Here is an 18,579-nt window from a genome sequence, read left to right as displayed (position 1 = left end):
TACGGTTCTTTGTAGTCCGCAATGCGGACCACTATAGTGGGATCGTGGCCCCGAGGGAACCAAACGCGCAGACAAATCGAGATGAAGGAATCCAGGTGCTGCGCCGCGCCGCGGCTGCGCTCGACGAGATTGCCGCCGAGCCCGGACAGTTGCGCCTGGTTGACCTCGGCGAGCGCCTCGGGCTAGCCAAGTCCACGGTTCGCCGGCTGCTGGTGGGCCTGGTCGAGGTGGGGTTGGCCAGCGTCGATTCGCAGGGCCATTTTTCGCTTGGCGAGCGCTTGCTGGGATTCGGCGGCGATGACGCGGCGCGCATCTCCGCCATCTTCCGGCCGACAATCGAGCGGGTCGCGCGCGCGACCGACGGAGAGACCGTTGACCTGTCGATACTGCGCGGGCAGCGGATGTGGTTCGTCGACCAGATCGAATCGTCGCACCGACTGCGGGCGGTCTCCGCGGTCGGCGTCCGGTTCCCGTTGAACGGAACGGCCAATGGGAAAGCGGCCCTTGCGGTCCTGGACGACTCGCAAGTCCAGGCGGCGCTGGCCCGGCTCGGCGCTGAGGTCGCCGACGGGTTGCGCAGCGACATCGCCGAAATCCGGCGCACCGGAATCGCGTTCGATCGCGACGAACACACCCCTGGTATCTCGGCGGCCGCGATAGCACGACGCACCTCGGACGACAACGTGATTGCGATTTCGGTGCCGGCGCCCACCGAGCGCTTCCTCGAAAAAGAGCAACGCATCGTCTCCGCGCTCCGTGCGGCGGCAGACTCACCCGCCTGGGCGAGGTGACCGTGCGGCCTCTTCCAGGAGATCGGCTGCGCTGGAAACGCTTTCGGCCGGCGTCGTCATCCGCGCGGCGATCTCTTTTGCCTGGTCGGCGTATTGCGCGGTGAGGATCAATCGTAGGTCGGCGACCAACGATTGCGGTGTGACGGCCGTGAATTGTTGTGCCGCACCGGCTTTCAATTCGGTAACGCCGGCCGCCCACACCGGCTGATCGAGCCAGAGCCAGAGAATCAGCATGGGGATTCCGGCCCGGAGCGCCGCGGCCGTGGTGCCGGCGCCGCCGTGGTGGACGGCCGCGCGGCACATCGGAAAGATGGCCGCATGGTCGACCGAACGCACAATCCGCACGTGTTCGAGATCTGGAACGGCGGCGAAGTCGTTTGGGCCGCTGCAAATCAAGGCCCGCTCCCCCAACTGCAGGCATGCCGCGCGGATCATCGCGACCGTGTCGGCGAAACGCTCGACCGGCGTGCTGCCGAAGCCGAAATAAATCGGCGCCGTGCCCGCCGCGACCCACGACACGACGTCGTCGTCGGCGCCGGTGGGCAGCTCCAGCGTGAGCGCGCCGACGAAGGGTTGTCGCTCGTTCGGTTCCACCCACTGCGCCGTCGGGGCGGGCAAGCAGAGTTCGTCGTAGGCCTGGATCTGTAGCACCGGCAGCGCCCATGGTCCGGGTAGCTGCGGCAGACCCAGCGCTCGGCGTTGTGCGTCGTCGGTGTCCTTGGCCACCGCGGCATACAGACCGTCGGATGACCACACTCGTTCGGGGAAGAAGTGCACGACGACCAGCGGAATGCCGTAGTACTCCGCGATATTGGCGGCCGGTCCCCGCTCGTTGAAGCCGGCCACCAACAGGTCGGCGCCATCGGCCAAGGATTTCAGCGTCGCGGTCTTGGCTGCCTTGACCCGGCCGACCCGCTCGACAACCTCGGAGAACATGTCGATCGGATTCCGGATCTTTGTCGCGAAGTCGCGGACGAAATCGGCGGCCGGATTCAGCTGTTCGCGCGAGTCGGGCCCGTAGCTGACCGCGGCGAGTCCCGCCGACTCGACGAAGCCGAGCATGTTGGGCGGGACCGCCATGCACACGTCGTGGCCGCGGCGCCGCAGCTCCCGGCCGACGGCCGCGCAGGGCTCGACATCGCCGCGACTTCCGTAGCTCGCCAGCACGATTTTCAGTCTGTCTTCGATGGGGCCCAAACCTCACTCGCGGTGGCTGCCTGCACGACATTCGAGCAGCAAGTGTGCCCTATCGGCACCGGGCAGGCGCGGGCCGCCCGCGCAACAGTCCCCCTCGATCAGCAGACCGACAGGGCCGAGCGCGCAAACAGCTCACCCCACTCGTGACGAGCCGCAGACTGCGCGTCACCGAAGCTGGTCGTCTTCTCGCCCCCACCGGCCAGGTGAACCAGCGCCCACGCCATCGCGAACACCGGCACCTTGTGGCGCTGCGCCGCGCCATGCAGTTCGTCGAAGGCCTCATCCGATCGGCACCGGCGCAGGCCGATGAGAATGCCGCGCGCCGTGTTGAGGATTCGGTCACAGTTCGGACCATTTGAGGCGTGGGCGGGAACCCAGTTCGCCGTCATGTTGTGCAAACCTCCCTGTATGCAGCACCGACATCCGCTACCCACGCGGAAGAAGAATCGGTGCGAGTGCGCGCAGTGCTCGACCCTGAGCCATATGGCGCCCCTGCCATGATTTGCGCGTCAATGCCGACGCGCCAGTCTGCGACGCACATCGGTATCCAGGCGTAATCGTCTCGGTATCGGCCGTTGGTCGGCGGTCCGCCCGCGTCGAGCCTCACATGATGGCTTTGAGATCCTTCGCCTTCGCGATCTCGTCCCAGTCCAGGCCGAGCTCGAGCAGCAATTCCTCGGTGTGCTGGCCATGCTCGGGCGCACGAGCGGGGGCCGGCGGGGTTTCGTCGAATTGCACCGGCGCCGCGACAATCCGGTATTCCTTGCCGTCACCGTCGACGTTGGTCACCAGGTAGCTGTTGGGCTCGACCTGCGGGTCGTTGAGGGTTTCTCGCGGCGTGGCCAGGGCGGCCCACACTCCCGGTTCGTCTTCAAGCACCGATTGCCAGTGGGCGAGATCCTGGCTGGCAAAAGCTGCGGCGAAAATTGCCGTCGCCGCGGCGGCGTTGGCGATCAGGTTGCTGGACGGCACAAATCGCTCGTCGGTGACCAATTCTTCCAGGCCCATCCGCCTGCAGAAGCCCGCCCAGAATTTGTCGGGCTGCAAAAAGACCAGCTGAATCCACCTGCCATCTTTGGTCTTGTACCGGTTCACCAGGGGATTGATGGCCAACCCGGGCGGGGCACCCGGAATGCCGTCGATGTCGAAGAATTCGGCCGCGCAAATCGACGGCGCGATGGCCCACATTGCCTGCGCCAACAGCGACGAGTCGACGATGCTCGGCTCGCCGGTCCGTTCCCGGTGGAATAACGCCGCGCACACGCCGCCGGCCAGGGTCGCCCCGCCCTGCAGGTCCCCGAAGCCCGGCCCCTGAACCGCAGGCGTGTCACTCCCGAACGGGGTCAGGGTATACGCGACCCCGCCACGCGCCAGGTAGGTGGCGGCGTCGAAGCCACCGTGATCGCGGTCCGGGCCGCGCACCCCCAACCCGGTGCCGCGGGCGATGATGATCTTCGGGTTGAACCCGCGGATGTCCTCGACGGTGAGCCGGGCCCGCTCCAGCGCGCCGGGCAGCCAATTGGTCAGGAAGACATCGGCACTGGCCAACAGGCGGCCGAACAACTCGCGGCCGGTTTCGGATTTGACGTCGATCGCGATGCTGCGCTTTCCGCGGTTGCCCAATTCCAGGATGAAGTCGGCGTCGACGCGGGCGGCTTCGCGGGTGAAGCCGCCAACCACCAACGCCCGTCCCGGATCACCCGCCGCGACGCCTTCCACCTTGATCACGTCGGCGCCCCAGTCCGCCAGGGCGGCACCGGCCGACGGCACGTAGGTCCACGACGCAAGTTCGACGATGCGAACACCGCTGAGAACGCCTGGCTTAACCCCTGCCGTAGCCATGTTTATGCCAACCCCCTCGGGCGTCGCGGTCTTTCTTGCTATTTTAGATATTCTAGTTACTGTAGGGGTTACTGTTAACCCGGCCGCAGCTTTCGTGGAAGAGATGCGATGGAGCCGACCATTGGGCCGATCCCGATCCGCGATGCGGTGCCCACGCGGCGAATCCCCGCGCCAGCCAACAGGCAGTCACTTCCCAGCGGCCCCAGAAGCTCTGGTAGCGAACGGCTTTGGGTCCGACGGCGGAATGTAGGCACTGGCATGAAGGACGGGCTATGGGCAGGGTGACGGGCAAGGTGGCCGTGATCAGCGGAGCCGCGCGCGGTCAGGGGCGTTCCCACGCGCGCATGCTTGCCGCGGAGGGGGCCGACATCATCGCGGTGGACCTGTGCGAGGACATCGAAACCAACGAGTATCCGCTGGCCCGACCCGAGGATCTCGACGAGACCGCGCGCCTGGTCGAGAAGGAGGGCCAGCGCGCCTTCACCGCGATCGCCGACGTGCGCGACCGCGTCGCCCTCTCCGCCGCGATCGACCAGGGTGTCGCCGAGTTCGGGCACCTCGACGTCGTGGTGGCCAACGCCGGCATCTGCCCGCTCACCGCGGGCCTCCCCCCGCAGGCCTTCGCCGACGCGGTGGACGTGGACCTGCTCGGAGTGCTCAATCTGGTGCACGCCAGCCTCAAGCATCTGAAAGCCGGTGCCTCGATCATCGTCATCGGCTCCAATGCGGCGTTCATGTCGTCGATGAACACCTCCGGCATCGATGGCGGTCCCGGCGGAGCGGGCTATGCCTTCGCGAAACTGGCTGCCGCGCACTATGTCAACGACTTCGCCCTGGCCCTGTCGAAGTTCTCCATCCGGATGAATGCGGTGCACCCGACCAACGTCAACACCGACATGCTGCACAGCGCGCCGATGTACCGGGCCTTCCGGCCCGACCTGAAGGAGCCGACGCGCGAGGATGCCGAGCCGGTTTTCCCGTTGGTCCAGGCGATGCCGATCCCCTACGTCGAACCCGAGGACATCAGCGAGGCCGTGCTGTTCCTGGCCTCCGACGCCGCACGCTACATCACCGGACAGCAGTTGCGCGTCGATGGCGGAGGCTTTCTCAAGGTCAAGCCGTGGTCCGGCGCATGACGCGGCCGGGCCCGATCATGCTGTCCCGCAACGGGAATGAGACACCGCAGTGACCGAGTCCCAAGAGACCCAGCGTCGCATCTATGAGCTGATGGTGCTGATGAAGGCGGCCGACGACCGGCTGTCCAAGGGCATCGGCACCGGCGAGTTCATGTGCGTGTACTGGCCGTCGCGCGGCCAGGAGGCGATCGCCGCCGCGATGGGGGTCGCGTTGCGACCCGACGATCAGCTGGTGACGACCTATCGCGGGTTGCACGATCTGATCGGCAAAGGCGTTCCGCTCGAAGAGATTTACGGCGAGATGATGGGCCGCACCACCGGCGCCAGCCGCGGCAAGGGCGGCACCATGCACATCGCCAAACCCGAGCAGGGCGTGATGCTGTCGACCGGGATCGTCGGCGCCGGACCGCCGGTGGCGGTGGGGCTCGCGCTGTCGGCCAAACGCAAAGGGCTGGACCGTGTCACGGTGGTCAGCTTCGGCGACGGGGCCACCAATACCGGCTCCTTCCACGAAGCGGCCAACATGGCGGCGCTGTGGGATCTGCCGATTGTGTTCGTCTGCCAGAACAATCTTTACGCCGAGATGACGCCGACGTCGGACACGATGAAGCTGGAGCACGTCGCCGATCGGGCCGCGGGCTACGGCATGCCAGGCGTCCGCGTCGACGGCAACGACCCGCTGGCCGTGAAGGCCGCGCTGGACGAGGCCCTGCAGCGGGCCCGTTCGGGGGCCGGCCCGACGTTCATCGAGTGCGTGACGTTCCGCTTCCGCGGTCATTATTTCGGTGACCGGATGCCCTACATCCCCTCCGAGCAACTGGCGGCGGCGATGGCCGCCGACCCGGTGCCACGCTTCCGCGAGCACCTCGCGGCAGCCGGCGTTGGCCCCGACGAACTCGACCGTGTCGACAACGAGGCGCTCGCGGCGGTGGAGTCCGCGTTGCAGACGGTGATGAGCGCCGATGCGCCGTCGATCGACGAACTCGACCAGGACGTGTACGCGGCCCCGCTCAAGCACCCGGTGTGAGCACATGGACGGCGAGGACATGCAGGAACGAGAGATGACGATGCGCGAGGCACTGAACCTCGCGCTCGACGAGGCACTAGAGGCCGACGATCGGGTGTTCTTGCTCGGTGAGGACATCGCCGATCCCGGCGCCTCCGGGCCGACCGCCGGACTGTCGACGAAATACGGGCACGACCGGGTCCTGGACACACCGATCTCGGAGGCTGCGATCGTCGGCGCCGCGATCGGCGCCGCGATCGACGGAATGCTGCCCGTCGCCGAGATCATGATCATGGATTTCATCGGCATCGCCGCCGACCAGTTGATCAACAACGCCGCCAAGCTGCGGTTCATGACCGCGGGGCGCACCACGGCGCCGATCACCATCCGCACCCAGGTCTATGCCGGGCTGGCCACCGGCGCAACGCATTCACAGAGCCTGGAAGCCTGGTTCATGCACATCCCGGGAATGAAGGTGATCGTGCCCTCCACCCCGCGCGATGGCAAGGGCCTGCTGACATCGGCGATCTTCGACCCGGACCCATGTCTGTTCGTCGAAACGATTCGCCTGCAAGGCAAGAAGGGACCCGTTCCAGTCGAACCCGGGTTTTCAATCCCGTTGGGCCAGGCCGATATCAAGCGGCCGGGCACCGACGTCACCCTGATCAGCTACGGACGCAGTGTGCACGACGCGCTCGCAGCGGCGGCCACCCTTGCCGAGCAGGGGGTCAGCGCCGAGGTCGTCGATCTGCGCACGCTGGTCCCCCTCGACGTGGAGACGATCGTCGACTCGGCCCGCCGGACCCGACGGGCCGTAATCGTGCACGACGCGGTGCAATTCGCCGGACCGGGAGCGGAGATCGCCGCGATCCTGCAGCACGAATTGTTCGGCGAGCTGGCCGCGCCGATCGAGCGGGTGGCCGCCAGGTTCGTCCCGAATCCGGCCGCGGCCGCGCTCGAGGCGCAGGTTTACCCGTCACCGCCGCGGATCGTCGAAGCCGCGTTGCGCAGCCTACAGAACGCCAAAGTTCATGGCTGAGTTCATCATTCGCATCCCACGGGTATCGGTGGCCGTCTCGGAGGCCGAGCTCACCGACTTGCTTGTCCAGGCCGGCGAGCACGTCGACGAGGGTGCGCCGCTGTATGTGATCGCCACCGAGAAGGCGGAATCTGAAATCGAAGCCGGAGCTTCGGGCACCGTGCAATGGACGGGCCAGATCGGGACCACCTACGACATCGGCGCCGAAATCGGCGTCATCACGTCATAACGAAGGAAGGTAAAGCCCTATGGACCTCAACGAGACCCGCGAGAGAATCGTCTACGAAAAGGAAGGCCCGATCGCGCGGGTCACGCTGAACTGGCCCGAGAAGGCCAACGCGCAGGACCAGAAGCTGGCCGAAGAGGTCGACGCCGCGCTGCTGGACGCGGACCGCGACTACGACATCAAGGTGCTGATCCTCAAGGCCAACGGCAAGGGCTTCTGCTCCGGGCACGCGATCGGCAACAACGCGGTCGACTATCCGGCGTTCGTCGAGGGCGCCCAGGTGATGGGCACACCGTGGAAGCCGCAGACCGACCTGTTCGTCAAGCCGATCCTGAACCTGTGGGAGTTTTCCAAGCCCACGATCGCCGCGGTGCACGGCTACTGCGTCGGCGGGGGCACCCACTACGGGTTGACGACCGACATCGTCATCGCCGCCGAGGACGCCTACTTCTCGTATCCGCCGCTGCAGGGATTCGGGATGCCCTCCGGTGAATGTTCAATCGAGCCATGGATTTTCATGAACTGGCGACGCGCGGCCTACTACCTCTACCTCGCCGAGGTCATCGACGCCAAGAAGGCGCTGGAGGTCGGCCTGGTCAACGAGGTCGTCCCGCGCGACCAGCTGGAGGCGCGCGCCGAGGCCATCGCCCGGCATATCGCCCAGGCGCCGATGACGACGCTGCTGGCGACCAAGGCCAACCTCAAGCGGGCCTGGGAGCTGATGGGCATGCGGGTGCACTGGCAAAGCTCCAACGACCTGGTCGCGCTCGCGTCGATCAGCAAGGACGTGCAGCAGCTGATCCAGACGGTGTTCAAGGACAAGGTGCTGCCGTCCGAACAGGCACGACGCCAGGCGGCCGCGGCGGCCGCATCGACCGACGGCGCCCCCACCGCGACGTAGGCCTTCGGGAGCCCGCAGGTGAACATCGCCGACCACGCGAGAACGGCTGCGCAGTCGCCGGCGCTTCTCATCGACGGTGAGGTGATCTCGTACGGCGAGCTGTACGCCAAAAGCCAACGGGTCGCCGCGGTGTTGCATGCCGCCGGGCTGCGCCGCGGTGACGGCGTGGCCCTGATCCTGCCGAACCGGCCCGAGTTCTTCGAAATCACCTGGGGTTGCCAGCTTTCCGGGCTCTACTACACCGCGGTCAACACGCACTTCACCGCCGACGAGGTCGCCTACGTCGTCGACGACTCCGACGCGAAAGCCGTCTTCGTGGACTCCTCGATGGCCGAGTTGGCGGCACATGTTCTTGCCGTCAACGCGGGCGTCAGGGCGCACATCGCTGTCGGTGGCAGCCTTCCCGGCTGGCACGCCTACCAGGACGCGTTAAGCGCGGCCGGCGACGCACCGCCGGTGTCGGACGGATCCGAGATGCTGTACTCGTCGGGCACCACGGGTCGGCCGAAAGCCGTACGCCGGGCGCTGCCGGCCGACGGCAACGGCTCGTGGGCGCAGTCGGTGCTGGAGCTGGCGCTGACCCACCACTACAAGATGGACCAATCCAGCGTGTACCTGTCCCCCGCGCCGATGTACCACGCCGCCGGAATCAATTACACGATGGCCGTCAACCGGGTGGGCGCCGCATCGATCCTCATGCGTAAGTTTGACGCCGAGACGGCGCTGCGGCTCATCGAAACCCACCGCGTCACCCATGCGCAATTCGTGCCGACGATGTTCGTGCGCATGCTCAAGCTGCCCGAGGCCGTCCGGCGGAAGTATGACGTCTCGAGTTTGCGGTGCGTGATCCACGCCGCGGCCCCCTGCCCGGTGGACGTCAAGCGGCGGATGATGGACTGGTTTGGGCCCATCCTTTACGAATATTACGGGGGCACGGAGGGATTCGCCGGGACCACGATCGGACCGCAGGACTGGTTGGCGCACCCCGGTTCGGTGGGCATCCCGATGGCCCCGGTGCACGTGCTCGGCGAGGACGGGCAAGAGCTTCCCGTCGGGCAGTCCGGGGAGCTTTACTTCGAGGGTGGACCCGACTTCGAGTACTTCAAGGACCCCGCCAAGACCGCCTCGGTGTCCAACGAACACGGGTGGCGCTCGTTGGGCGACGTGGGCTACGTCGACGAAGACGGCTACCTGTACCTGACCGACCGATCCACGTTCATGATCGTCTCCGGCGGGGTGAACATCTACCCGCAAGAGGCGGAAAACGTGTTGGTGATGCATCCCAAGCTGGTCGACGCGGCGGTGTTCGGCGTCCCCAACGACGAGTTCGGCGAGGAAGTCAAGGCCGTCGTGCAGCCGATCGACGGAGTCACGCCCGGACCCGAGCTCGAGGCCGAACTCATCGAATACTGCCGGGCCCACCTGGCGGGCTACAAGTGCCCGCGCACAGTCGAATTCGACCCGGAATTGCCCCGGGACCCAAACGGCAAGCTCTACAAGCGGCGCATTCGCGAACGCTACTGGCAGGACCGGGCGTCGAGAATCCTATGAACACGAACAAGGATTTGTCATCATGACCAACGTGAACTGGACCCCGCTCCCGGTGCCGTGGGCGGTGCAGTCCGCCGACCGGATCCCCAAGCAGCGGTACTACGACCCGGAGTTCTACGCGCTCGAAAACGAACTGCTCTGGCCGCGGGTGTGGCAGATGGCATGCCGTCTGGAAGAGATCCCGAAGCCGGGCGACTACGTCGAGTACGAGATCCTCGACGAGTCCATCATCGTGGTCCGACTGGACGCGGACAACGTGCGCGCCTACCACAACGCCTGCCGCCATCGCGGCGTAAAGCTGGTGCAGGGCAACGGGAATCGGCGCACCTTCGTCTGCCCGTTCCACGGGTGGTGTTGGGGCATCGACGGCCGCAACACCTTTGTGCTGCGCCCCGAAGAGTTCGACGAACACAACCTGGACCCCGACGACCTTCGCCTCGTCGCGGTCCGCTGTGAGCTTTGGGGCGGGTGCGCGTGGATCAACCTCGACGACGACGCCCCGCCGTTGCGCGACTGCTTCGAGCCGTTCGCGTCCATCTACGACGCCTGGCAGGTGGAGTCGCTGCGCGTCGAGTGGTGGCAGTCGTGCCGGCTGCCGGTGAACTGGAAGCTCGCGACGGCGGCCTTCATGGAGGGCTATCACGTCCCGCAGACCCACCCCCAGCTGCTGCCGTCGAGCATGCCGAAGTCCTCGGCGGCACCGGGACTCATCCAGACCAACCTGTACTTCATGCGCACGCTCGGCGAGGGCATGGCCGGCATGACGCACGAGAACGACGTCCGGATCGCCGAGGGTCTGCAGGACCTCGAGTTGCCGTCCGATCCGGCCGAGGCGATGGCCGTCTGGCGCCGCACCCTCAACGACGCCATCGTGCACTGGCATCGCGCCCGCGGCTGCGACATGCCCGACCTCAACGAGTTGGCGGAACGCGGCATCACCGAGGCGATCAATTTCGCCTTCCCGCACTACTTTGTGCTGCCTCAGTACAGCAGTGCCTCCTCGTACCGGATCCGGCCGCTGGGTCCCGAGGAGACGCTGTTCGAGATCTGGTCGCTCACCCGCATCCCACCGGATCAGCTCACCGAAAAACCGACGCCGCCGGTGCCGATGGCACCCGACGACCCACGCTGGCCACCGATCCCCGCCCAGGACTTCTCCAATCTACCCAGGCAGCAGAAGGGCTTGCACTCCAAAGGGTTTGAGTACATGCGCTTGTCCAGCCGGATCGAGGGGTTGATCTCGAACTTCGAACGCGTCATCGACGGCTTCCTCGCGGGTCTGCCGTACGACGCGCTGGTACCGGCAATCCAGAAGACCAACACCACCATCGACGTGCCCATGGTGGATCTGGGCTTCACTTCACCCGTCGGCACGGAGGCGTGATGGACATTCGGTGGGATCGCTCGGTTGACCTGCTCATCGTGGGCAGCGGCGGCGGTGGCCTGGTGGCCGCGCTGGCGGCGCTCGATTCGGGGATCGAGCCGCTGGTGGTCGAAAAGCAGTCTCTGGTAGGGGGTTCCACGGGGTTGTCCGGCGGCATGGTGTGGTTGCCGAACAACCCGCTGATGCGCGCGGACGGCATCGCCGACTCGCACGAGGACGGTCTGGCGTACTTCGATGACGTGGTCGGCGACATCGGCCAGCCCTCGTCGCCGGCCCGCCGGGAGATGTTTCTCACCGCGGGCTACGAGATGATCAACTTTCTGCTGCGCAAGGGTGTCCGGTTGGTGCGGTGCCCGGGCTGGAGCGACTATTACCCGAACAACAAGGGCGGCAACGAAGCCGGCCGCGCGGTCGAGGGTGTCCCGTACAACGCTGCGGCCCTGGGCAGCTGGAGCGACAAGGTGCAGCCCTCGATGGCCAAGAGCTACGGCGGCTTCGTCCTCAAGACCAACGAACTGCGCGCGGTGCAGTACTTCAATCGATCGCCGCGGGCCTTCGCCACGGCGGCAAGGGTGTTCGCCCGCACCCGGGCGGCCAAGCTGCGTGGTCGAGAACTCCTCACCAACGGTGCCTCGCTCATCGGTCAGCTGCTAAAGGCGCTGATCGACCTGCGCGCCGACCCGCCGATCTGGACCGGCGCCGCGATGCAGGACCTGATCGTCGACGGCGGTCGCGTCGTCGGTGCGCGCGTGACTCGCAACGGGGCGTCGGTGAATGTCGAGGCGCGCAAGGGCGTCCTGCTCGCCGCCGGCGGCTTCAGCCGCAACGCCGACATGCGCCGCCGCTACAGCGGGGATCAGCCCAACGACGGGCGGTGGTCGATCGCGAACGCCGGCGACACCGGCGAGGTGCTGGAGGCGGCGATAAGGCTCGGCGCGAAAACCGACTTGATGGACGAGGCCTGGTGGCTGCCTTCGATTTTCATCGCCGACGGAGGAGATGCCGCGCGGGCACTGGGAAGCGGTCGGCAGCGGCCCGGCGCCATCTACGTCGACGGCACCGGCAAGCGGTTCTGCAACGAATCGAACTCCTACGTCGAGGTTGGCAAGGCGATGTACGCCAACAAGGCGGTGCCGTGCTGGATGGTCTTCGACGAGGGCTACATCCATCGATACGTGTCTGGCGCGAACCCGTTCAAGAAGCGCAGCCTTCCCGAGGAGCTGATCGAGCGGGGCGCGGTGCTGCGCGGCAGCACCGTCGCCGATCTGGCACGCCAGATGGAGGTCCCATCCGACACCCTGGAGCAGACTGTCAAGCGCTTCAACGGTTTTGCCGCCAAGGGCCTCGACCCCGATTTCGGGCGCGGCCAGTCGGCGTACAACGACTGTCTGGGCGATCCGGGATACCGCACGAATGCCGCGATCGGGCCACTGGACCGCGCTCCGTACTACGCCACCAAGGTTGTACCCGCCGATGTCGGAACCTGCGGCGGGCTAATCGCCAACGAGTACGCGCAGGTCCTCGACGAGAAGGACCGGGTGATCGAGGGGCTCTACGCGACGGGCAACATCACCGCGACGGTGATGGGCCGAAACTATCTGGGCGCGGGCGGCAGCATCGCTTACACGATGGTGTTCGGCTACGTCGCCGCCCGGCACGCCGGCGGCCGCTAATCCCGCTCGCCCTCGACGAATTCGCGCGGTTTCAGGCCCGACTGCTTGAGCTCCTCCCGCCGCGCCTGAACATCGGACGCGGCGCCGACCATGTTGGTCAAGATATGGCTGACCTGCAGATGCACCCGCATCCCCATCAGTTCCCAGGCACGCTTCACGTTGCTTTTCACGGCCATCAGCGTGGTCAGCGGGATCTGCGCGATCTTGCGCGCCATCTCCTCGACGGTGTCCTCCAGGTCTTCGCGCGCCACCACCCTGTTGAGCAGGCCCCACTCGAGTGCCTGCTGCGCGGACAGCGTCGGCGCCAACAACAGCCAGTCCATAGTGCGATGCCAATTCATCAGCAGCCAGGGCTCGATCATGGTGTGCCCGCCCGGCTCGCCGAGGCTTTGGGCAAGCGGCATCTGGAAATACGCGTCCTCGGACGCCACGCAGAAGTCCGTCAGCAGGCCGAGATAGATCCCGCCTCCCATGCAGTAGCCGTGGATCTGGGAGATCGTCGGCTTGGGAAACTCCCACAGATATAGCGTCGGCCACAGGAACAGGTCGGCGGTCCCCTTGTACAGGTCCTCGAACGTGTCACCGAAATCGGGATAGGGGTTTTCATCCGGCCCCCAGCGGGCGACGTGCCCGCCGCAGAAGCCCTTGCCGTTGGCCTTGAGGATGACGACCTTGATCTCCTTGTCGCGGTCCGCCTCGTGCAGGCAATCGTCGACCTCGGTGACCAGCACCGCATCCTTGGTGTTGGCCTTGTCCACCCGATTGAGGATGATCCGTGCTATCGGTGGTTCGCGCTCATAGATGACCGCTTCGAGGACGCGCCGTTCCATCCCCGTGACACTACCCGAAACCGGGCAGTGGCTACAGCGAGCGGCTGATGATTTCCTTCATGATTTCGCTTGTGCCGCCGTAGATCTTGGCGACGCGCGCCGCCGCATAGGCACGCGCGATGGGGTACTCCATCATGTAGCCGTAACCACCGAAGAACTGCAGGCAACGGTCCACGACGTCAACCGCCTTGTCCGCGGCGATCAGCTTGGCCATCGACGCGATCGCCGGGTCGTTGTTGCCATCGATGTACTGCTGGATGCAGAAGTCGACGGTGGTCTTGATCGACAGCGTCTCGGCCTTCAGCTGCGCGAGCTCAAACCTGTTGTGCTGGAACTTGATCAACTGCCGACCGAACGCCTCGCGATGCTTGGTGTAGCGGATCGCCTCGAGCACAGCGCATTCCGCCATCCCGGCGGCCTGCGCGGCGATGACGAGCCGCTCGCGCGCCAGCTGTTCCATCAGCTGATAGAACCCCAGTCCTTCCTTCTCGCCGAGCAGGTTCGCCACCGGCACGCGCATATCCGAGAAGAACAGCTCGCGGGTGTCTTGACCGTGCTGCCCGATCTTTTCCAGGACTCGTCCGCGCTCGAAACCCGCCAGGTTGTCGTTGGTTTCGGCAACGATCAGCGAAGTTCCCGCGGCGCCGGCGGTGGGATCGGTCTTGGTGACGATGATCAGCAGGTCACAGTGAGACCCGTTGGAAATGAAGGTCTTTGAGCCGTTGATCACGTAGTCCGAGCCGTCGCGAACCGCGGTGGTACGAATCCCCTGCAGGTCAGAGCCGGCGCCCGGTTCGGTCATTGCGATCGCCAGCACCGCTTCCCCGCTGATGATCTTGGGCAGCCAACGCTGCTTCTGCTCCTCGCTGCCGTAGGTGTTGATGTAATGCGCGCCGATCGGCGAGTGCACAATCCAACCCGACGCGGTGTCGTTCGCCAGCGTCTGCTCCTCGGCGACAACCGCCGAAAAGCCGAAATCGCCTCCGGCGCCGCCGAACCGCTCGGGCAGGTCCAGCCCGAGCAGCCCCGCATCGCCAAGCTTGTTCCAGTACTCGCGGTCGACCTGATGTTCACGGGCCCAACGTTCTTGGTTCGGGGTGGCTTCCTTTGCCAGGAATTCGGCGGCGTGCTTACGCAATTCGCGGTGCTCGTCTGTTTCCCAGCTGGCACGGTATGTCGGAAAAAGCTCGGACATTGACACCCCTTGACTAAACCGGCTCGAATGGCCAGGTTCGCATAGTTTTCAGGCTCGCGGACGCTATTTCGGCGAATACGGCGAATGCGTTACAGGAGGGAGGTCCCGACAATTGTGTGATGACCGACGGTCATACCCGACCGTCAGGCCCGTGCCAGCAGCCACGCGTGCCCGCCGCCCTCACCGGCGGCAACCAGCTCGAGTTCGGCGAAGGCGGCGGGTAGCTCGCCCGTCGCCGCACGAAACGGGCCCGGGCTGGCGCCGACTTCGCTGAGCACGGCCATCGCCAGTAGGCCGCCAGGCGCCAGGCGTTCGATGATCGCGCGATCGAGGCGGCGGTCCCGGAACTTGTGGCAGACGATGACGTCGACGGGTGCGCCAGGGGGCAGGCCCCCGTCAAGATCGACAACTTCGAACCGGCACCGCCCGTCGACGCCGCTGCGCCGGGCCAGCTCTCGCGCCTGGTCGATAGCCACCGCCGAGATGTCCAGGCCCAAAACATCCAGCCCGCGCCGCGCCAGCCACACGCTGCCGAGTCCCCGGCCGCACGCCAAATCGAGCGCCTTGCCGCTGACCGGGACCGCATCGGCGTGGGCGGCGAACAAGCCCGGCGGCCCCACCGCGTCGACGAGCGCCGGCGGCTGGCTCGCGTACCGCTCGTCCCAGCGGTGCCGATCCTCGGCGGTCACAGCCGTCACCCTACGGCTCGCGGTTTTGCGCTGATCAACCGCGATCGCGCGGATGGAATCGGTAGAGTCTCAGCTCTGTTGGGTGCCGAGGATTGGCCGCTAATACACCGCGAGCCCGAGTTCGCGGCGGTGCGGGCTGCGCTCGCTGGGCACTCCCACTCTCGCGGCATCGTGGTGGTGGGCAACGCGGGTGTCGGAAAGACCACCCTGGCCCGCCAGGTCACCGAATCGCTGCGGGTGCGATGGGTCGCCGGAACGGCGTCGTCACGCGGCATCCCGCTGGGCGCCTTCGCTCACCTTGTCGGGTTGGCCGCCGCGCGCGACCCGATGGCGTTTTTGGCCAGTGCCCGTGACGCGTTGACCGCCGAGGCCGGCACCGTGTTGGCCGTCGACGACGCGCATTTGCTCGACGAATTATCGGCGATGCTGCTGCACCAGCTGGCGCTCGACGCTTCGGTGCCGATGGTGGTCAACGTCCGGGCCGGCGAGGCGGTGCCGGACGCCATTACCTCGCTGTGGAAGGACGACTACCTGCAGCGCCTCGATCTGGGCCCATTCAGCAGGGATCAGTGCGTCGGGCTGATCGAGAAAGCGCTCGACGGGCCCGTGGAGGGGCTGAGCGCGGATTTGATGTACCGCGACTCCGGCGGCAATGCGCTGTTCGTGCGCCACCTGGTGGGCGCCGCGGCCGAGGCGGGCACGTTGCGACGGGTCCGTGGCGTCTGGCAGCTGCGCGGACGCGGCGCGGTCAGTCCGGAGCTCGCGTCGCTGCTCGACGAACGGATCGAGCAGCTGCCCGACGACGTGGCGCATGCGTTGGGGCTCTTGGCGTTGTGCGAACCCCTCGACCTGGACACGCTGACGGGTTTGGTCGGTGCCGGTGCGGTCGAGCAGGCCGAAACGCGGGGATTGATCCGCATCGCCGCGGACCGCGTAGTCGGCCTCGACATCGGCCTCGACGTCGTCGAGGTGCGGTTCAATCACCTGCTTCTCGCCGATGTCATGCGCCGACGCCTCGGCGTGGCCGCCGCGCGCCGCTTACGCGGCGAGCTGGTGCGTGCGTTGCGCGACAAGCCGATCCGCGGGGCCGGCGAGCGGATCAGGCTGGCCGAACTCACCCTCGACAGCGACGTGCCCGCCGACGTTGCCCTACTGGTGGCCGCGGCCCAGGACGCCGTCACGTTGACCGACGTCATTTTGGGTGAGCGGCTGGCGCGCGCGGCGGTCGATCGCGGCGCCGGTCTGGGCGCCCGTGAGCTGTTGGCACGCTGTCTGTTGTGGCAGGGCAAGGCCGCCGAGGCCGACGCGGTGTTCGACGGAATCGACCCGGACACGATGGACGAGGCCGAGCTGCTCGGCTGGGCAACCGTCCGTGTCCTCAACCTGCAGGCGCTCAAGGGCGATGCCCAGGCCGCCGAACGGGTCGTCGAGTTGCTGCGCGGGCGGGTCCGCGGCGCCGAACTGCGCCGCGGTGTGGACGCGCTGGCGGCGGCGTCAGCGGCGTTTGCCGGCAGGTTGGCGGATGCGGTCGAAGTCTCCCGACGCGAACTCGGCGCGCCCGCCGGGCCGCCGGCCGCGTTGGGATGGGCGGTGTTCGCGGGCGGCCTGGCGCTGGGGTTGATGGGCCGTGGCGAGCAGGTCGCCGCGCTCGCCGAACGGGGCAAGGACGTCGAAGGCCAGGTCGACGGGGTGCTGCGGCACCTGATGGCCTTCTCCGAGGTGCGCGCCCTGCTGTTGATGGGTGAATTCGATGCCGCCGAGAAACGCTGCGTCGGCGCTGGGCACATCTCCGCACCGAGCCAATACCTGAGCTGGGGGCTCGCCACCATGCTGGCCGGCGTCGTCGACCTGGCCAGCGGCCGCTTCGTCTCGGCGGCGGCGCGGATGGAACAGACCGTCGCGGCGCTGAGCACCGAATCGGGCATCTGGTGGACCGTGCCCAGACTGGTGTTGGCCCAGGCATATTGCGCGCTGGGCCGCGCCGACGACGCCGCCACGCTCATCGCCGAACTGAGGATGAGCCCCGACGCTCACCACGCGGTGTGGCGCCCGCAAGTGCGCATCGCCGAGGCATGGCTCGCCGCGGCGCAGGGCAACGTCAGTGGTGCCGTCGCCGCGGCGACGGACGCCGCCGCCCTGGCCGAGCAGGGCGGTCAGCTGGCGGTCGAGATGCTGGCTTTGCACGACGCGGCCCGATTCGGTGACCGCGCGTGCCTACCGCGCCTGATCGACGTCGCCGGCGGCGTCGACGGTCGCCTGGCGCGCGTGCACGCCGGCTACGCGACGGCGCTGCTCGACTGCGACGCGGCGGCTGTCTACGCGGTGAGCGCACAGTTCGAGCAAATCGGGGCGCTGCTGTCGGCTGCCGACGCGGCCGCGCAGGCCGCCGAGATGTTCCGCGGCCGCGACGACCGGCGCAACGCCACCGAAGCCGCGGCCGCCGCCGACCGCATCGCCGACGGCTGCGGCGGGATCCGGACCCCGGCTCTGGTCGCGGCCGCGCAACCGCTGCCGCTGAGTGCGAGGGAACGCGAAATCGCCACCCTGGTGGCGGCAGGCCTGAGCACCCCAGAGATCGCCGAGCGGCTTTCGTTGTCGCCACGAACGGTGGAGGGGCACATTTACCACGCCTGCACCAAACTCGATGTTCCCGATCGCAAGTCGTTGGCGGCGTTCATGCGCGGCACGGCTCGCTCCTCGCGGCCGACCCGCACCACGTAACAATCTACGTACGTGCCGCGCGGCACGTCAGGTTTGCCAGCATGAGCCGAAATCCCTCGACTCCTAGGCATTTTGGCTTCACTTCGCCACTTTCGGCGCTGGCCGCGCCCGCGTGGCACCGCGTAGCGCGGCCGTCGGGCGGAGCAAAAACGCGTAGCCGCTTACGGATGTGCGGCACCCAAGCACCGCCATATCTTCGGATCGTCACATGCAAGACCGACGCTAACACCATCACCGCCGACACGAGGGGTTCAGCCTGACGGCCCACCTGGCAGGCTGCGCGGCGGTCGCCGCCACCGACGCCTTTCCGGCGGTGGCGGCGACCGATCATCGATGCGCTCAGACGGCAGACGAGGAGAAGAGACCGCTGTGCTGGTGTCTCAATATGGGCCCAACGA

General features: G+C 66.9%; 16 protein-coding genes. 10 read left to right on the top strand and 6 right to left on the bottom strand.

Annotated elements, in window-relative coordinates; all coding sequences use genetic code 11:
* Positions 1-44: 44 nt before the first annotated feature.
* Positions 45-791: an IclR family transcriptional regulator gene (locus G6N66_RS13035; RefSeq protein ID WP_085236528.1), complete on the top strand. Its 747-nt coding sequence runs from the start codon at positions 45-47 to the stop codon at positions 789-791.
* On the opposite strand, the gene G6N66_RS13030 is transcribed toward G6N66_RS13035, so the two are convergent.
* From G6N66_RS13030 to G6N66_RS13020, 3 genes are all read right to left on the bottom strand, one after another.
* Positions 771-1,967, bottom strand: coding sequence for a glycosyltransferase (locus G6N66_RS13030; protein WP_085236569.1), 1,197 nt, complete (start codon positions 1,965-1,967; stop codon positions 771-773). The genes G6N66_RS13035 and G6N66_RS13030 overlap by 21 nt on opposite strands.
* A gap of 119 nt (positions 1,968-2,086) precedes the next feature.
* On the bottom strand, positions 2,087-2,377 hold the full coding sequence (locus G6N66_RS13025; RefSeq protein ID WP_085236527.1) for an ANTAR domain-containing protein: 291 nt from the start codon (positions 2,375-2,377) through the stop codon (positions 2,087-2,089).
* A gap of 214 nt (positions 2,378-2,591) precedes the next feature.
* Positions 2,592-3,830 (bottom strand): CaiB/BaiF CoA transferase family protein, encoded by a 1,239-nt coding sequence (locus G6N66_RS13020; protein WP_085236525.1) that lies wholly within the window; start codon positions 3,828-3,830, stop codon positions 2,592-2,594.
* A gap of 272 nt (positions 3,831-4,102) precedes the next feature.
* Between G6N66_RS13020 and G6N66_RS13015 the strand changes: the two genes are divergently transcribed.
* The 8 genes from G6N66_RS13015 (at position 4,103) to G6N66_RS12980 (ending at position 12,746) form a co-directional block, all read left to right on the top strand.
* Positions 4,103-4,966 carry a mycofactocin-coupled SDR family oxidoreductase gene (locus tag G6N66_RS13015; protein WP_085236524.1) on the top strand — a complete coding sequence of 288 codons (864 nt, stop codon included), beginning with the start codon at positions 4,103-4,105 and terminating at the stop codon, positions 4,964-4,966.
* Positions 4,967-5,057: 91 nt separating this feature from the next.
* Positions 5,058-5,993 carry a thiamine pyrophosphate-dependent dehydrogenase E1 component subunit alpha gene (locus G6N66_RS13010; protein ID WP_085236568.1) on the top strand — a complete coding sequence of 312 codons (936 nt, stop codon included), beginning with the start codon at positions 5,058-5,060 and terminating at the stop codon, positions 5,991-5,993.
* Between the two features lie 19 nt (positions 5,994-6,012).
* The gene (locus tag G6N66_RS13005) at positions 6,013-7,011 is read left to right on the top strand and encodes an alpha-ketoacid dehydrogenase subunit beta (RefSeq protein ID WP_085236566.1); all 999 of its coding nucleotides are present in this window, start codon (positions 6,013-6,015) and stop codon (positions 7,009-7,011) included.
* Positions 7,004-7,240 carry a biotin/lipoyl-containing protein gene (locus G6N66_RS13000; RefSeq protein ID WP_085236522.1) on the top strand — a complete coding sequence of 79 codons (237 nt, stop codon included), beginning with the start codon at positions 7,004-7,006 and terminating at the stop codon, positions 7,238-7,240. The genes G6N66_RS13005 and G6N66_RS13000 overlap by 8 nt, the downstream gene beginning before the upstream one ends.
* Positions 7,241-7,259: 19 nt before the next feature.
* Entirely contained in the window at positions 7,260-8,138 is an 879-nt protein-coding gene (locus G6N66_RS12995) for an enoyl-CoA hydratase/isomerase family protein (RefSeq protein ID WP_085236520.1), read from the top strand.
* An 18-nt stretch (positions 8,139-8,156) separates the two neighbouring features.
* Positions 8,157-9,689: an acyl-CoA synthetase gene (locus G6N66_RS12990; RefSeq protein ID WP_085236519.1), complete on the top strand. Its 1,533-nt coding sequence runs from the start codon at positions 8,157-8,159 to the stop codon at positions 9,687-9,689.
* 22 nt (positions 9,690-9,711) lie between these two features.
* On the top strand, positions 9,712-11,073 hold the full coding sequence (locus tag G6N66_RS12985) for an aromatic ring-hydroxylating oxygenase subunit alpha (protein ID WP_085236518.1): 1,362 nt from the start codon (positions 9,712-9,714) through the stop codon (positions 11,071-11,073).
* Positions 11,073-12,746 (top strand): FAD-binding protein, encoded by a 1,674-nt coding sequence (locus tag G6N66_RS12980; protein WP_085236517.1) that lies wholly within the window; start codon positions 11,073-11,075, stop codon positions 12,744-12,746. Before G6N66_RS12985 ends, G6N66_RS12980 begins: the two co-directional genes overlap by 1 nt.
* Here G6N66_RS12980 and G6N66_RS12975 read toward each other — a convergent pair.
* The 3 genes from G6N66_RS12975 to G6N66_RS12965 all read right to left on the bottom strand — a co-directional run bounded on the left by G6N66_RS12975 (position 12,743) and on the right by G6N66_RS12965 (position 15,460).
* Positions 12,743-13,576 carry an enoyl-CoA hydratase-related protein gene (locus G6N66_RS12975; protein ID WP_085236516.1) on the bottom strand — a complete coding sequence of 278 codons (834 nt, stop codon included), beginning with the start codon at positions 13,574-13,576 and terminating at the stop codon, positions 12,743-12,745. The two genes, G6N66_RS12980 and G6N66_RS12975, sit on opposite strands and share 4 nt — an antisense overlap.
* Positions 13,577-13,607: 31 nt before the next feature.
* On the bottom strand, positions 13,608-14,771 hold the full coding sequence (locus G6N66_RS12970) for an acyl-CoA dehydrogenase family protein (RefSeq protein WP_085236515.1): 1,164 nt from the start codon (positions 14,769-14,771) through the stop codon (positions 13,608-13,610).
* Between the two features lie 143 nt (positions 14,772-14,914).
* The gene (locus tag G6N66_RS12965; protein ID WP_139825540.1) at positions 14,915-15,460 is read right to left on the bottom strand and encodes a class I SAM-dependent methyltransferase; all 546 of its coding nucleotides are present in this window, start codon (positions 15,458-15,460) and stop codon (positions 14,915-14,917) included.
* Between the two features lie 78 nt (positions 15,461-15,538).
* On the opposite strand from G6N66_RS12965, the gene G6N66_RS12960 reads away from it, so the two are divergent.
* A complete protein-coding gene (locus G6N66_RS12960) occupies positions 15,539-18,181 on the top strand; it encodes a helix-turn-helix transcriptional regulator (RefSeq protein WP_085236511.1) in 2,643 nt (880 codons plus the stop codon).
* Positions 18,182-18,579: the final 398 nt, after the last annotated feature.

Origin of the sequence: Mycobacterium conspicuum (assembly GCF_010730195.1) — a bacterium.
GTDB lineage: Bacteria > Actinomycetota > Actinomycetes > Mycobacteriales > Mycobacteriaceae > Mycobacterium > Mycobacterium conspicuum.
The sequence above is the reverse complement of the archived record's forward strand: the minus strand, read 5'-3'. Positions and strand labels throughout refer to the sequence as shown.

What these genes read in the sequence shown, in the direction of transcription:
- G6N66_RS12995 (WP_085236520.1), top strand. Translation starts at nt 7,260, where the DNA reads ATGGACCTCAACGAGACCCGCGAGAGAATCGTCTACGAAAAGGAAGGC.
- G6N66_RS12975 (WP_085236516.1), bottom strand. Translation starts at nt 13,576, where the DNA reads ATGGAACGGCGCGTCCTCGAAGCGGTCATCTATGAGCGCGAACCACCG.
- G6N66_RS12985 (WP_085236518.1), top strand. Translation starts at nt 9,712, where the DNA reads ATGACCAACGTGAACTGGACCCCGCTCCCGGTGCCGTGGGCGGTGCAG.
- G6N66_RS13025 (WP_085236527.1), bottom strand. Translation starts at nt 2,377, where the DNA reads ATGACGGCGAACTGGGTTCCCGCCCACGCCTCAAATGGTCCGAACTGT.
- G6N66_RS13015 (WP_085236524.1), top strand. Translation starts at nt 4,103, where the DNA reads ATGGGCAGGGTGACGGGCAAGGTGGCCGTGATCAGCGGAGCCGCGCGC.
- G6N66_RS12980 (WP_085236517.1), top strand. Translation starts at nt 11,073, where the DNA reads ATGGACATTCGGTGGGATCGCTCGGTTGACCTGCTCATCGTGGGCAGC.
- G6N66_RS13005 (WP_085236566.1), top strand. Translation starts at nt 6,013, where the DNA reads ATGCAGGAACGAGAGATGACGATGCGCGAGGCACTGAACCTCGCGCTC.
- G6N66_RS13010 (WP_085236568.1), top strand. Translation starts at nt 5,058, where the DNA reads ATGGTGCTGATGAAGGCGGCCGACGACCGGCTGTCCAAGGGCATCGGC.
- G6N66_RS12970 (WP_085236515.1), bottom strand. Translation starts at nt 14,771, where the DNA reads ATGTCCGAGCTTTTTCCGACATACCGTGCCAGCTGGGAAACAGACGAG.
- G6N66_RS13020 (WP_085236525.1), bottom strand. Translation starts at nt 3,830, where the DNA reads ATGGCTACGGCAGGGGTTAAGCCAGGCGTTCTCAGCGGTGTTCGCATC.
- G6N66_RS13000 (WP_085236522.1), top strand. Translation starts at nt 7,004, where the DNA reads ATGGCTGAGTTCATCATTCGCATCCCACGGGTATCGGTGGCCGTCTCG.